Origin of the sequence: Chryseobacterium luquanense, from assembly GCF_026460945.1 — a bacterium.
In the GTDB taxonomy this organism is placed as follows: domain Bacteria; phylum Bacteroidota; class Bacteroidia; order Flavobacteriales; family Weeksellaceae; genus Chryseobacterium; species Chryseobacterium luquanense.
Genome location: NZ_JAOVZV010000008.1, coordinates 223,142 through 236,712, shown reverse-complemented (window position 1 = coordinate 236,712; position 13,571 = coordinate 223,142). Strand labels below are relative to the sequence as shown.

The 13,571-nt window shown below is 32.0% G+C and carries 14 protein-coding genes and 1 tRNA gene; 12 read left to right on the top strand and 3 right to left on the bottom strand.

Annotated elements, in window-relative coordinates; translation table 11 throughout:
* Window positions 1-12 precede the first annotated feature (12 nt).
* Entirely contained in the window at window positions 13-1,425 is a 1,413-nt protein-coding gene (locus OEA66_RS09345; protein ID WP_267281117.1) for an efflux transporter outer membrane subunit, read from the top strand.
* Between the two features lie 167 nt (window positions 1,426-1,592).
* Here OEA66_RS09345 and OEA66_RS09340 read toward each other — a convergent pair whose 3' ends face one another.
* Window positions 1,593-2,633: an AlbA family DNA-binding domain-containing protein gene (locus OEA66_RS09340; protein WP_267281116.1), complete on the bottom strand. Its 1,041-nt coding sequence runs from the start codon at window positions 2,631-2,633 to the stop codon at window positions 1,593-1,595.
* Window positions 2,634-2,778: 145 nt separating this feature from the next.
* Window positions 2,779-2,852: transfer RNA gene (locus OEA66_RS09335), tRNA-Ala, on the bottom strand.
* A gap of 462 nt (window positions 2,853-3,314) precedes the next feature.
* Between OEA66_RS09335 and OEA66_RS09330 the strand changes: the two genes are divergently transcribed.
* Window positions 3,315-3,692 carry a hypothetical protein gene (locus OEA66_RS09330; protein WP_267281115.1) on the top strand — a complete coding sequence of 126 codons (378 nt, stop codon included), beginning with the start codon at window positions 3,315-3,317 and terminating at the stop codon, window positions 3,690-3,692.
* A 58-nt stretch (window positions 3,693-3,750) separates the two neighbouring features.
* Here the strand turns inward: OEA66_RS09330 and OEA66_RS09325 are convergent, their stop codons facing one another.
* Entirely contained in the window at window positions 3,751-4,401 is a 651-nt protein-coding gene (locus tag OEA66_RS09325; RefSeq protein WP_267281114.1) for a hypothetical protein, read from the bottom strand.
* Window positions 4,402-4,549: 148 nt separating this feature from the next.
* Here OEA66_RS09325 and OEA66_RS09320 point away from each other — a divergent pair, with 148 nt between their 5' ends.
* The 10 genes from OEA66_RS09320 (at window position 4,550) to hisH (ending at window position 13,569) form a co-directional block, all read left to right on the top strand.
* On the top strand, window positions 4,550-5,125 hold the full coding sequence (locus OEA66_RS09320; protein ID WP_267281113.1) for a C40 family peptidase: 576 nt from the start codon (window positions 4,550-4,552) through the stop codon (window positions 5,123-5,125).
* Between the two features lie 56 nt (window positions 5,126-5,181).
* The gene (locus tag OEA66_RS09315) at window positions 5,182-5,784 is read left to right on the top strand and encodes a methyltransferase family protein (RefSeq protein WP_267281112.1); all 603 of its coding nucleotides are present in this window, start codon (window positions 5,182-5,184) and stop codon (window positions 5,782-5,784) included.
* A gap of 109 nt (window positions 5,785-5,893) precedes the next feature.
* Window positions 5,894-6,706, top strand: a complete 813-nt coding sequence (locus OEA66_RS09310; protein WP_115619041.1) for a 2,3,4,5-tetrahydropyridine-2,6-dicarboxylate N-succinyltransferase — start codon at window positions 5,894-5,896, stop codon at window positions 6,704-6,706.
* 11 nt (window positions 6,707-6,717) lie between these two features.
* Entirely contained in the window at window positions 6,718-7,392 is a 675-nt protein-coding gene (locus tag OEA66_RS09305; protein ID WP_267281111.1) for a glycosyltransferase family 32 protein, read from the top strand.
* Complete coding sequence (locus tag OEA66_RS09300; RefSeq protein WP_267281110.1) at window positions 7,376-8,476, top strand: glycosyltransferase family 4 protein; 1,101 nt, start codon at window positions 7,376-7,378, stop codon at window positions 8,474-8,476. The genes OEA66_RS09305 and OEA66_RS09300 overlap by 17 nt, the downstream gene beginning before the upstream one ends.
* Window positions 8,477-8,727: 251 nt before the next feature.
* Entirely contained in the window at window positions 8,728-9,585 is an 858-nt protein-coding gene (gene hisG / locus OEA66_RS09295; protein ID WP_267281109.1) for an ATP phosphoribosyltransferase, read from the top strand.
* A 1-nt stretch (window position 9,586) separates the two neighbouring features.
* Complete coding sequence (gene hisD / locus OEA66_RS09290; RefSeq protein ID WP_267281108.1) at window positions 9,587-10,879, top strand: histidinol dehydrogenase; 1,293 nt, start codon at window positions 9,587-9,589, stop codon at window positions 10,877-10,879.
* Complete coding sequence (gene hisC / locus OEA66_RS09285) at window positions 10,866-11,891, top strand: histidinol-phosphate transaminase (RefSeq protein ID WP_267281107.1); 1,026 nt, start codon at window positions 10,866-10,868, stop codon at window positions 11,889-11,891. Before hisD ends, hisC begins: the two co-directional genes overlap by 14 nt.
* Before the next feature lie 3 nt (window positions 11,892-11,894).
* Window positions 11,895-12,989 carry a bifunctional histidinol-phosphatase/imidazoleglycerol-phosphate dehydratase HisB gene (gene hisB, locus OEA66_RS09280; protein WP_267281106.1) on the top strand — a complete coding sequence of 365 codons (1,095 nt, stop codon included), beginning with the start codon at window positions 11,895-11,897 and terminating at the stop codon, window positions 12,987-12,989.
* Window position 12,990: 1 nt separating this feature from the next.
* The gene (hisH, locus tag OEA66_RS09275) at window positions 12,991-13,569 is read left to right on the top strand and encodes an imidazole glycerol phosphate synthase subunit HisH (RefSeq protein ID WP_267281105.1); all 579 of its coding nucleotides are present in this window, start codon (window positions 12,991-12,993) and stop codon (window positions 13,567-13,569) included.
* Window positions 13,570-13,571: the final 2 nt, after the last annotated feature.

Here is a 13,571-nt window from a genome sequence, read left to right as displayed (position 1 = left end):
AAGATTTAAATAATGAAAAATTTATCAATAATAAAAGGAACTGCTTTTTCAGTGCTTACCGCTCTGGTTATTACTTCTTGTCATGTCAGAAAGGAGTATGAAAGACCTGCAGCGGTAGTAGATGAAAAACTTTTCCGTACAGATATGCTTCCGCAGGACAGCACAAGCACGGCGAATGTTTCCTGGAAAGAAATATTTACCGATCCTATTCTTCAAAAGCATATTTCAAAAGCTTTAGAAAACAATTTAGATATAAGAATCGCTCTGCAGAACATTACTTCTGCAGAAGCGTATTTGAGACAGAGCAAAGCCGCTTACCAACCTACATTAACAGTGGGGCCTGGTTATACTTTTCAGACGCAGTCTTTGAACACTCAGTTTGGGCAGATCATTGGAGAGAGAAGATATGTGAACCAGTTTGACATTACCGGAAGCATCGCTTGGGAAGCAGATTTATGGGGAAAATTAAAAGCTCAGGAAAAAGCTCAGCTGGCAACGTATTTAGGAAATATTGCGGCACACCAGGCTGTGAAAAGTGATTTGGTTTCATCAATTGCTTCAAGTTATTATCAGTTATTGACTTTAGATGATCAGAAAAAAATCATTCAGGAGACGATAAAAATCCGTGAAAATAATCTTGAAACTACGAAAGCTTTAAAAGTAGCCGGAACGCTGACAGAAGTTGCCGTTCAGCAAAGTGCTGCTTTGGTTTACAATGCTCAGTCTTTGTTGATTGATATTGATACTCAGATTCAGCAACTGGAAAATACGATGAGTCTTTTGATGGGTGAACCTTCACAAGCGATTGAAAGGTCAACTTTAGAAGGACAAACACTTCCTGCAAACTTTGCATTAGGCTATCCTGCCAATTTATTGGCAAACCGTCCTGATGTAATGCAGGCAGAATTTAATCTGATGAATGCTTTTGAATTAACAAATTCTGCAAAAGCACAGTTTTATCCGACTTTAAAACTGACAGGAAGCGGTGGATTACAGTCAGTGGATATTGATCATTTATTCAGTGTCAATTCACTATTTGCAAGTTTGATCGGAGGTTTAGCACAACCGATTTTAAATAAAAGACAGATTAAAACCAACTACGAAGTTAGTTTGGCAAATAAGGAAACGGCATATTTAAATTTTAGAAAAACCGTTCTTACTGCAGGAAAAGAAGTTTCTGATGCTATCAGAGTATTTTCTGTACAGGATTCTTTCATTGATTTAAAAACGAAAGAATTGAATGCTTACCAAAACTCAGTAGAATATTCTCAGGAATTGGTGAACTATGGGATGGCTAATTATCTTGAAGTATTAAACGCCAATGTCAATTCATTGAATGCCGAACTGAATATCTCTAATGCACAATACAGTAAAATGAAAGCTGCCGTAGATTTATACAGAGCTTTAGGTGGTGGATGGAAATAAAGAAAAGTTAGTTATTATATATTCAATCTTGTTAAGACGTGTGCTGGAAACAGTGCACGTTTTTTAATAAAAAATTGATAAAAACTTATTGAACATAAAAATCTTTTAGTTCCAAAGATTTAAAGAATAATATCTTTTAAATAAACGTAAAATTTAATCTACCTTAATTAAGATTGAACTTTATTTTCATAAAGTTTTGCTATTAATTTTAAAAAACCTTTTTCATCAATATTTTCATTTCTACTTTTAGCATTCGAAACTATTTCATTAATAGCAAAGTTGACTTCATGGTTAGAATCATCATGTATTGGTAGTTTATAATATTTATTATCGTTAGGGGAAATAATAAAATAAAACTTTTTCAAATTCATGTTTGAACTCCAAATTAATATAGATATTAATAATGGTTCATTTAGATTAGATAATAAATAATCGCTTTCATACGAGACCCCTTCAACAAGTACAATATTATTTTTATCCACCGATCGAGAGTATCTTATTCCTTTATTACTTACTATAGTTCGTAATGGATACCATCCGTCAACTGTTTCATCGAAAGCTTCAGCCTTGTAAACATTGTCTACATTAATTATATAATGAAGACCTATTAATGGGAGTTTAGATTTAATTATAATCTTGAGAGTAACTTGTATCTGTTTCTTGTCTTGTTTAGTAATAATGTTGCTTTGAATAAAACAATCTACCGTAGGTTCTTGTCTTCTATTAAAAAACGATTCTACGAGACCATGAGGAGCATATCTTGTTTCTGTTTCAAATCGCAAATAATAAATTCCGTCATTTAAACATTGATGCGGCGGATTATTACTTTTGGGAATATCAATTATTTGAACTATTCCATTTTCAATTGAAACATCGTGTATACGTAATTCAGTAGGTACTGGAGATATATTGCTTGAAATTTTTTGATATAACCAATCTTTATGCCTATGAATACTTCTTGTTAACGAGCCCTGAAATGTTTCCTTTCCATTCTTATCTTTTGTTGGTCTAGGCGAACCTATAATTATTAAGCCACCTTGTGAATTGTGTAGTGCAGTTACTTCTCTATATATTTTTTCAAGAGCAACATCACCTGATTTAAATTCAAGTACAGATGTTTCCTCTTGATTTTGAGCAAAGAAATCTATAATATCTTTTTCTTCAATTTCATAAGTGCTTTTTCTGAAGAATATTTCGGAATAATACATAAAATTAACTACAATTTTAAAATTCTTTCAAATGAATACAAATTAATAATTTCAATTAAAGATTTCTTATTAAAACAATAAAAATAGCCTTAATTAAGTAATTTATAGTTACTAAAAAGAATATTAAGACTTAGGTTTTGAAAAGTGGAGGATACGGGGATCGAACCCGTCACCTTTAGACTGCCAGTCTAACGCTCTAGCCAGATGAGCTAATCCCCCAAATTTTGAAGTGGTACAAATGTAAATATTATTTATGAATTTAAATTAATAAATTTTTTAGATAAAAAAACAAAACCTTCCAATTCTGGAAGGTTTTTACACTTAATTGAATCTAAATCTCTGTGGTTATTAATTGCCTCAAATCTAAATCTTATATTAACCAAACGTTTATGATTCAAATCATAATTCAATTTTGTTACAGATTAAAAATAGTTTTCCTTTAAACAAGGTCTTTTGAGAGCAGAAAAAAATATGCTATGAAAAATAATGTTTCAAAATAAATTTATTCCGAATTACTTAAAATATCATCTTAAAAGATTAAACTATAAAATTAAATTGATATATTTGCCCAATTCTAAAAATGTAGAGATAGCACCAATTTCAAAAACTATCTTGAAATTTTAAGACTTTTTTTAAAGATATATTGACTAAATAAACTTATTTCATAAACTATTGTAAACTATGAAGAAACTTTTTTTACTTTTATTGACAACTTTCTGCCTTATCAGTTGTACTTCAGATGACGAAACGCTTACAGACTATATCGGAACTTGGTCGGGTACTTACGAAGGTACAGAAAAAGGTCTATGGAAATTTGTAGTTGCCAGTGACGGAAAAGTGACAGGAACAATGTATAATGAGAATAGTAATGTAAACTACAATATTTCAGGAAATTTAGACAGATCGGGACAACTTACAGCAGAACTGGTTTTACCGGCAGACGGAGAATTTTCGGGAACACTAAATCTTGAGAAAAAAGGTAACGGTAACTGGAGAAACGATTCTCCAACTCCCTCAAAAAGCGGTTCTTGGATTGGAGCAAAAGACAAAACGAAGTAGATAAAACTATTATAAATTAAAATCGGCTGTAAACAAAGTTTGCAGCCGATTTTTTATTTTAAACAAATCCCATTTTTATAATCTGAGAATCTTTTTTTGCTACAACAAAATGAAGCACTTCATCTTCCTCTGAAAAATGGTTTTCAAAAACCATTTCATTTTGATTTTCATGTAAGAATATTTTTTCCTCAAAAGATTCCGTGAGAAAATTTTCAAAATCTATTTTAACACTTACAATCATAATTTCGTCAGCGATAATTGCTTTATCTAAATGCAGGCTTTTATCCCACAAACCTAATAAAATATGTGCATCCTGTCTAAAACTTTGAAATTTCCCCAGTTCAAAGTTTTGAAGTATGATTTTTCCTTCTTTAGTTTTTAAACCAAACATTACCTTTCGGTTTCCTTTTTCATGTTCTGCATCTAAATCTTTAATTTCCGTCATCGTCCTTGCAAATCTCTGGTAGAGTAGGGCATCTTCCGCCAACTCAATATATTTCGAAATACCAGAACGGATTAATTTCCCAACTTTCGAACAGTGCCCAAATTCTGAGCTGTTTTGTCTGACCTTTTCATAAGTCGGGCTTTTCTTGTAGGCTGTTTTATTAAATCCACTTTTTTTCCGGACAATATTTTTACCATTCAGATTATAAAAAACCAAATCTCCAATTGCTCCGTTGAGCTTAATAAAACTTTCGTAAGTCGCCATATTTTCTAAAACAGGCTCAAATATAGAGATTAAAAATGAATTAAAATAATATTTATTATATAATTAAAGTATAGTTGTAGTATAGTTATTGTATAATTAAAATATTTAATTTATATTTGTATTGAATTAATATCTAATTGATTTTCAAATGAATAAGAAAATGCGTTTTTCGGAAATTAAATTATATAAAAGACTGGCTGTTTTAGCAATAACATCTGCAACAATTATATCTTGCGGAAGCTCAAAAGGTGTAGCTGAATCAAAAAAGACACCTTCCAAAACAATGTCTAAATCTGAAAACTTAAGAAAATTAGATTCTAATTTTGACGGAAAAGTTGCAGGTTCTGTAAAAAGCTTATTAAAGGATGCAGAAAGATATTTGGGAGCTCCTTATAAATTTGGAGGAAACTCTTCTTCAGGTTTCGATTGTTCAGGATTTACCGTAAAAGTTTTTCAGGAAAATAATTTTAATTTACCAAGAAGATCTTCAGATCAGGCAGATTCAGGAAAATCGATTGATATTGCAACTGTAAAACCGGGTGATCTTTTATTTTTTGCCACTTCAGGCGGAAGTCGGGTTTCCCATGTGGGAATTGTTCACACGATTGAAAATGATGGCGAAGTAAAATTCATTCATGCTTCAACTTCCAAAGGTGTCATCATTTCTTCTTTAAATGAAAAATACTGGAACAAAGCCTATCTTCATGCACAAAGGGTCTTGTAAAACTTTGCAATAGAATTGCATTTCATTGAACTCTACATTTGTCAAAATTATTAATTATGACAGACTTTATCAGAGTTTTCACTCCTTTGTTCTTTATTGTTTTCTTTCTAACAGCGTTTTTTGGAACAAGCTTTATCGTTTCAAAAAGGATTGGTAAAAATCCGAATGTTCTGCCAAAAGATGATTCTGCTTACGGATTGATCGGAAAGTATTTTAAAATTGCTTTATTTCTACTTTTCGTTTATATGATTTTACTGCTCATTTTCCCCCAAGATATTTCTTTAAAATTTAATATCAGCTTATTAAGAAATAATATTTTTAAATATTTTGGAATGAGTTTAATGGTTTTAAGCTTAATTTGGGTTTTGATTGCTCAGTTTCAGATGAAAAATTCTTGGCGAATCGGAATTGATGAAGAACTTAAGACAGAATTAATAACAACTGGGCTTTTCAAATATTCAAGAAATCCTATTTTCTTTGGAATGCTACTAAGTTTAATAGGTTTGTTTTTCACATTACCTACTTTAATTTCACTTATCTTTTTTGTTGTTTCTAATATTTTAATTCAAACTCAAATCAGATTGGAAGAAGATTTTTTATTAAATCAACACGGCAAAGATTATCTTCAATATAAAGCCAAAGTAAGAAGATTTTTGTAGGAATATTTAATGAAATTTTAATCATCTACATCCATTCTAAATCATCACTTTTGCACAACTTTTTTGTATATTTGGCAGTGAATTTTTTAAATAAATTTTAAACAGTATTATGTCGTTACAACAAACTATTGAAAATATCTGGGACAACAGAGAATTATTGCAGAATGAAGACAGCCAAAAGGCAATTAGAGAGGTTATTTCTTTGGTTGATAAAGGTGAACTTCGTACAGCAGAACCTACAGAAAACGGATGGCAGGTAAATGAATGGGTAAAAAAAGCTGTGGTAATGTATTTCCCTATCCAGAAAATGGAAACTATCGAGGTAGGCCCGTTTGAATTTCATGATAAAATGCCTTTGAAGAGAAACTATGCTGAAAAAGGGGTGAGAGTTGTACCACATGCAATTGCAAGAGAAGGAGCCTATATTGCATCTGGAGTTATTTTGATGCCTTCTTATGTAAATATTGGCGCTTATGTAGATTCAGGAACGATGGTTGATACCTGGGCAACAGTTGGTAGTTGTGCACAAATTGGTAAAAACGTTCATTTGAGTGGTGGTGTTGGAATCGGTGGCGTATTGGAGCCGCTTCAGGCTGCTCCGGTAATTATTGAAGATGATTGTTTTATTGGTTCAAGATGTATCGTTGTAGAAGGAGTTCACGTAGAAAAAGAGGCAGTTTTGGGAGCTAATGTTGTTCTAACAGCTTCAACTAAAATTATCGATGTTACAGGAGATACTCCAATTGAAATCAAAGGTAGAGTTCCTGCTCGTTCAGTGGTAATTCCTGGAAGTTATACCAAGCAATATCCAGCTGGAGAATATCAGGTTCCTTGTGCTTTGATTATTGGTCAGAGAAAAGAATCTACAGATAAAAAAACATCTCTTAATGATGCTTTAAGAGAAAATAATGTAGCTGTTTAAATTTCTTGCAAATGGCAATTCCTAAACAAATTTTTCAGACGTTTAAAACCGATAAGCTTCCTTGGCTTACGAAATTTCATATCAAAAGAATGCTTAAGAAAAATCCCGAGTATGAATATCATTTTTATGATGATAACAGAATTCAGGCATTCTTTCAAGATGAATTTCCACCGGAATATCTGAAAGCTTACAATAGATTGACGATAGGAGCTGCCAAAGCAGATTTTTTCAGATATGCCATTCTTTATAAAAAAGGTGGTGTTTACTTAGATGTAGATAGCGGAATTAATAAGCCAATTAAAAAGTTTATTCGTGAAGACGATGTTGCTTTGGTAACGGACGAAATTCCACAAACATATTATGTACAATGGGGTCTTGCTTATGCTGCAGGACACCCATTTTTACAGAGAACTTTGGAGATGATTTTAGATAATATCAAAAACAATCCACATCCTCATAATGTGCATAAAACAACAGGACCAACAGTTTACACAGATGCAATCAAAGCCTGCTTAAGAGAAAATCCGAACATTCCACATCGTTTTATGGGACCGCATTATGATAATAATATGCAGTTTAAATATAAGCTGGGAAAATTCTTTTTATATAAAGATAAAGCTGAACACTGGAAGAAAAAACAGCTTAGCCAAAACATTATAAAACCTGAGAATGAAGATAGCATTTGATGCCAAACGTTTTTTTCATAATACTTCAGGATTAGGGAATTATTCGAGAGATTTAATCAGGATTTTATCTAAATATTATCCTGAAAACCAATACCTGTTACTTAATAAAAACAAATCTGAAAGAGAATCTGATATTTTAGAAAGCTCCAACGTTATCTTTTTAGAAACCTCAAAAGGAACAATGTCTCGCCAATTCAAAATGGGGAAAGATGCGCAGAAAGAAAATGCGGATATTTTTCACGGATTATCGGGTGAATTACCTTTAAAATGGGACAAGAAACCCATCAAAAAAATCGTTACTATTCACGATTTGATATTCGTAAGATATCCTCAATATTATTCTTTTTTTGACAGAAAAATCCATTTTTGGAAATTCAAAAAAGCGGCAAATGCAGCAGATAAAATCATTGCCATTTCAGAGCAGACCAAAAGAGATATTATTCAATATCTGAAAATTCCGGATAGTAAAATTGAAGTTATTTATCAAGGCTGTCATAAAGCTTTTAAAGAACAACAAACTGAGGAATTTTCACAAAAAACTAAAGAAAAATTTAATCTTCCTGAACGGTTTATTTTAAATGTCGGAACGATTGAAGAACGTAAAAATTTATTCAGTATTGTTAAAGCAATAAAAGACACATCAATACCTCTGGTTGTTGTTGGAAAGAAAACAAAGTATTTTCAAAAAATAAAGCATTTTATTGAGAAAAATAAAATGGAGAACCAGATTTATTTTTTAGAAAATGTTGCAATGGATGAATTGGCAGTCATTTACAAATCAGCGGATATTTTTGTTTATCCAAGCTTTTTTGAGGGCTTCGGAATTCCTTTGATAGAGGCACTTTTCTCAAAAACAGTGGCTGTTACAGGCAATACGAGTTGTCTTCCTGAAGCGGGTGGATCAGATTCTGTTTACATAAATCCTGATAATTATTTAGATATTCAATCAAAAATAAAATTTCTTTGGGATAATGAATCAGAAAGAAAACGTCGTGCTGATAAGGGTTTTGAGTTTGTTCAGAAGTTTAATGATGAACCAATTGCCAGTCAATTAATGAGCCTTTACAAAAAAATATTGCAATAAAATCTTTACAGTTTAAAAATAAGTTCTACATTTGTATCACAAAATTTCAACAATGAAACCAAATTTTTTAACACTACATCATTATTATCATCATCTCTGTTAGGCGGAATTGATCGATATATTTTGTGTTAAAAAATCAAAAATATTTAAAAACCGTCTGAGTAAATAGACGGTTTTTTTGTGTTTAAAATTTATCCCGGGAAATTTTCAATTCAACCAGTTTTTATTTGCTCAGACTCAACAAAAGTAAAATGAGTAAACTAAAAATTGCCATACAAAAAAGCGGACGGCTTTATGAAGAATCTCTTCAACTCCTCAAAGACTGCGGGATTTTCGTCAACAACGGAAAAGACCAGTTAAAAGTTTCTGTAGAAAATTTCCCCATCGAAATTATGTATCTGCGAAACTCTGATATTCCTCAATATCTGGAAGATGGAATCGTGGATATTGCTATTGTCGGTGAAAATCTGTTGTTTGAAAAACAAAAGAACATTGAAATTATCCAGAAGCTAGGATTTTCAAAATGCCGGGTTTCACTGGCTGTCCCAAAAGAAATTGAAACCGATGATTTGGAATATTTTCAAGGTAAAAAAATTGCTACATCATATCCAAATACCCTTAAGAATTTTCTCGAACAAAACAGTATCTCCGCTGATATTCACGTGATCTCAGGTTCAGTGGAAATTGCTCCAAACATTGGTCTTGCCGACGGAATCTGTGATATTGTAAGCTCCGGAAGTACTCTGTTTAAAAATGGTTTGAGAGAAACTGTAACGCTTTTAAAATCAGAAGCTGTACTGGCAAAAACATTTCAATTAAATAAAGATAAAGAAGCTATTTTAGAAAAATTCTTATTCCGAGTTAAAGCTGTTTTAAAGGCGAAAAATTCAAAATATATCTTAATGAATGTCCCGAATGACAAAATCAGGATTATTTCTAAAACACTTCCTGTCCTTAAAAGCCCTACGGTAATTCCTTTGGCAGAAGAGGGTTGGAGCAGTATTCATTCTGTAATTAATGAAGAAAGATTTTGGGAAGTAATCGACGAACTGAAAGAGAAAGGAGCACAGGATATTCTAATAATTCCAATCGATAAAATGGTAATTTGATATGAAAATTTATAAATATCCCGATAAAAATAATTGGTCTGAATTAATAAAAAGACCTGTTTTCAAAAGAGAAAAACTCACGGAAATCATTGCAGATATTTTTAATCAAGTTAAAGAAAATGGAGACCAGGCTTTAATTGATTTTAATAAAAAATTTGATAATGCTGAAGTTAAAAATATTAAAGTTTCAGAAGAGGAAATAGAAAATACAGAAGAATTAACAAGTGAGGAATTAAAACATGCTATTCAACAAGCTAAAGAGAATATTACAAAATTTCACGCTTCCCAAATCGTTGAAATTGAAAAGATTGAGACTACGAAAGGAGTGGTTTGTTGGAGAGAAAATCGAGCGATAGAAAAAGTTGGAATCTACATTCCGGGCGGAACTGCCCCTTTATTTTCGACTGTTTTAATGCTTGCGATTCCCGCACAATTAGCTGGTTGTAAGGAAATTATTTTATGTACTCCGCCGGATAAAAACGGAAATATTAATCCCGCAATTCTTTATACGGCAAAACTTTGCGGAGTTAGTCAGATCTTTAAAACGGGAGGTGCTCAAGCCATTGCAGCCATGACTTTAGGCACAGAAAGTATTCCCAATGTTTATAAAATTTTCGGTCCGGGAAATCAATTTGTAGTGGCAGCGAAAGATTTTACTCAGAATTTTGGGTTGGCCATCGATATGCCAGCAGGTCCCAGTGAAGTTCTGGTGATTGCTGATGAAAATGCTATTCCTGAGTTTTGTGCTGCAGATTTGTTGTCTCAGGCTGAGCATGGAATTGACAGTCAGGTCATTTTTATTTCAACAGATTTGAAGGTTTTAAATGAAACGATTGAGGAAGTTAAAAAACAGATTGAGAAACTTCCAAGAAACAAATTTGCTCAGCAATCTTTGAACAACAGCTACTTTATTTTGTTGGATTCTATGGAGGAAGCATTAGAATTCACTAATCTGTATGCACCTGAACATTTGATTTTAGCCGTTGAACAATTTGAAAATTACATTAACAGAATTCAAAATGCAGGTTCGGTTTTCCTTGGAAATTATTCCTGTGAAAGTGCCGGAGATTATGCCAGCGGAACCAATCACACACTTCCTACAAACGGTTTTGCAAAAAATTATAGCGGCGTTTCTTTAGACAGTTTTGTAAAGAAAATTACGTTTCAGCACTTGTCAAAAGAAGGACTTCAAAATTTAGGAAAAACAATAGAAATTATGGCAGAAGCAGAAGGATTATTTGCTCACAAAAATGCCGTTTCAATCAGATTAAATCAAGAAAATGAAAGAATTTAATATCGATAATTTAGTTAGAAAAAATATTTTGGAATTGCAACCTTACATCAGTTTCAGAGATCAGAATGAGTTTGAAAATCCTGTTTTACTGGATGCTAACGAAAGTCCGTTTGGTGAATTCAACCGTTATCCGGATTCTACACAGAAAAAATTAAAGCAAAAACTATCAGAAATAAAGTTTATTTCACCTAATCAAATTTCAATAGGTAATGGAAGCGATGAATTGATTGATTTAATTATTAAAGTTTTTTGTGAGCCCAAAACTGATTCAATTTTAATGATGAATCCTTCATTTGCGATGTATGGATTTTATGCCGCAATCAATGAAAATAAAGTTGTTCAGCTCAATCTCAATGAAAATTTTGAAATTATAAAGGAAGATTTTTTAAATATAATAAAAGAAAATCAACCAAAAATATTATTTCTATGTTCACCCAATAATCCGACGGGAAATTCAATCGAGGACATTGAATTTTACCTCCAGAATTTCGACGGAATTGTGGTTGTCGATGAAGCTTATATTGAATTTTCAGAGCAGAAGTCAAGTCTTGAATTAATCAATGAATATCCAAATCTAATTGCTTTGCAAACATTCTCAAAAGCTTGGGGTTTGGCGGGAGCAAGAGTTGGAATTGCTTATTCGTCCATAGAAATTACCAATCTTATCTACACAGTGAAATCACCTTATAATGTGAATGTTTTGAGTCAAAATTTAGTTTTAGAAAAGTTAGATCAGATCGAAGATTTTCAAAATAATTTAAATGAAATTCTGAAAGAACGAGACTGGCTCAAAGATCAGTTGAAAAATTTAGAATGTATTTCAAAAGTATTTCCTACGGATGCTAATTTTTTTCTGATTGAATTTGAAAATGGAGAAAAAGTATATTCTACATTGATTAAAAATAAAATTCTGACCAGCAAAAGGTTTCCTCAGATTCCGAATTGCATCAGACTGAATGTTGGAAACCGAGATGAAAATGAAACGCTGATTACTATTTTAAAAAGTATTTAGAACATGAAAAAAGTATTATTTATTGACCGTGACGGTACATTGATTATGGAACCACCTACAGATTTTCAGGTTGATACATTAGAAAAGCTTGAGTTTTATCCGGGAGTTTTTCAAAATTTAGCAAAAATTGCAAAAGAATTAGATTATGAATTAGTAATCGTAACCAATCAGGATGGTTTAGGAACGGGCAATTTTCCGTTTGAAGATTTCAAAAAGCCTCAGGATAAAATGTTGGAAGCTTTTGAAAATGAAGGAATAGTTTTCAATGATATATTGATTGATAAAAGTTTTGAAAGCGAAAGTTTAGCTACCAGAAAACCAGGAATTGGTATGTTTGGAAAATATATTTACGGAGATTATGATCTTAAAAATTCTTTCGTGATCGGAGATAGACTGACAGACATTCAGTTAGCAAAAAATTTAAGTTCTAAATCTATTTTTATTAATAAAATTCAAAATAAAGAAGCTGATTTAACAACTGAAAGCTGGAGTGAAATTTATCAATATTTAAAACAGACTCCACGAAAATCTAAAGTATCAAGAAAAACCAATGAAACGGATATTGAAATTGAAGTTAATCTTGATGGAAGCGGAAAATCTGAAATTTCAACTTGTTTGCACTTTTTTGATCATATGCTTGAACAGATTTCCAGACATGGAAATTTAGATTTAAAAATTAAAGTGAACGGAGATCTACAAGTTGACGAACACCACACAATCGAAGATACCGGAATTGTTTTTGGAGAGGCAGTTTTAAAAGCTTTAGGAAAGAAAAAAGGAATCGAGAGATATGGTTTTTTGCTTCCAATGGACGATTGTTTATCTCAGGTAGCGATTGATTTTGGCGGCCGTCCATGGTTGGTTTGGAATGCCAATTTTAGACGAGAAAAAATCGGTGATGTACCAACAGAAATGTTTTACCACTTTTTTAAATCGTTTACAGATGCTGCAAAATGCAATTTAAATATTAAATCTGAGGGAGAAAACGAGCATCACAAGATAGAATCAATTTTTAAAGCCTTTGCTAAAGCAATAAAAATGGCAGTTAATCAATCTGATCAGAATTTTAATTTACCGTCAACAAAAGGAAGTTTATAAGATGATAGCGATTATAAAATACAACGGTGGAAACGTAAATTCCGTTCAGAATGCTCTTGAAAGATTAGGTGCAAATTCTATTATTACCGATAATTTTGAACTGATAAAAAATGCTGACAAGGTGATTTTTCCGGGAGTTGGCGAAGCATCTTCAACGATGAAAATTTTAAAGAAAAAAGGTTTGGACCAATTAATTCCAACTTTAAAGCAACCTGTTTTGGGAATATGTCTTGGAATGCAGTTGATGTGTAAAAATAACGAAGAAGGAAACACTGTTGGAATGGAAATTTTTGATATTAATGTAAAGAAATTTCCTGCTAAAGAAATTGTTCCACACATGGGATGGAATACGATTTCAAACTTTAAATCTCCTGTTCTCTCTGGAGTTGAAGAAAAAAGCGATGTCTATTTTGTTCACAGCTTTTATTGTGAATTATCAGAAAATACTACTTCTGTCTGCGATTACATTTTACCTTTCAGTGCGTCTTTACAGAAAGATAATTTCTATGCGATGCAGTTTCACCCTGAAAAATCGGGTAGAATTGGAAGTCAATTATTAAATAACTTTTTAAAACTTTAAGT

What these genes read in the sequence shown, in the direction of transcription:
- OEA66_RS09345 (WP_267281117.1), top strand. Translation starts at nt 13, where the DNA reads ATGAAAAATTTATCAATAATAAAAGGAACTGCTTTTTCAGTGCTTACC.
- OEA66_RS09340 (WP_267281116.1), bottom strand. Translation starts at nt 2,633, where the DNA reads ATGTATTATTCCGAAATATTCTTCAGAAAAAGCACTTATGAAATTGAA.
- OEA66_RS09330 (WP_267281115.1), top strand. Translation starts at nt 3,315, where the DNA reads ATGAAGAAACTTTTTTTACTTTTATTGACAACTTTCTGCCTTATCAGT.
- OEA66_RS09325 (WP_267281114.1), bottom strand. Translation starts at nt 4,401, where the DNA reads ATGGCGACTTACGAAAGTTTTATTAAGCTCAACGGAGCAATTGGAGAT.
- OEA66_RS09320 (WP_267281113.1), top strand. Translation starts at nt 4,550, where the DNA reads ATGAATAAGAAAATGCGTTTTTCGGAAATTAAATTATATAAAAGACTG.
- OEA66_RS09315 (WP_267281112.1), top strand. Translation starts at nt 5,182, where the DNA reads ATGACAGACTTTATCAGAGTTTTCACTCCTTTGTTCTTTATTGTTTTC.
- OEA66_RS09310 (WP_115619041.1), top strand. Translation starts at nt 5,894, where the DNA reads ATGTCGTTACAACAAACTATTGAAAATATCTGGGACAACAGAGAATTA.
- OEA66_RS09305 (WP_267281111.1), top strand. Translation starts at nt 6,718, where the DNA reads ATGGCAATTCCTAAACAAATTTTTCAGACGTTTAAAACCGATAAGCTT.
- OEA66_RS09300 (WP_267281110.1), top strand. Translation starts at nt 7,376, where the DNA reads ATGAAGATAGCATTTGATGCCAAACGTTTTTTTCATAATACTTCAGGA.
- hisG (WP_267281109.1), top strand. Translation starts at nt 8,728, where the DNA reads ATGAGTAAACTAAAAATTGCCATACAAAAAAGCGGACGGCTTTATGAA.
- hisD (WP_267281108.1), top strand. Translation starts at nt 9,587, where the DNA reads ATGAAAATTTATAAATATCCCGATAAAAATAATTGGTCTGAATTAATA.
- hisC (WP_267281107.1), top strand. Translation starts at nt 10,866, where the DNA reads ATGAAAGAATTTAATATCGATAATTTAGTTAGAAAAAATATTTTGGAA.
- hisB (WP_267281106.1), top strand. Translation starts at nt 11,895, where the DNA reads ATGAAAAAAGTATTATTTATTGACCGTGACGGTACATTGATTATGGAA.
- hisH (WP_267281105.1), top strand. Translation starts at nt 12,991, where the DNA reads ATGATAGCGATTATAAAATACAACGGTGGAAACGTAAATTCCGTTCAG.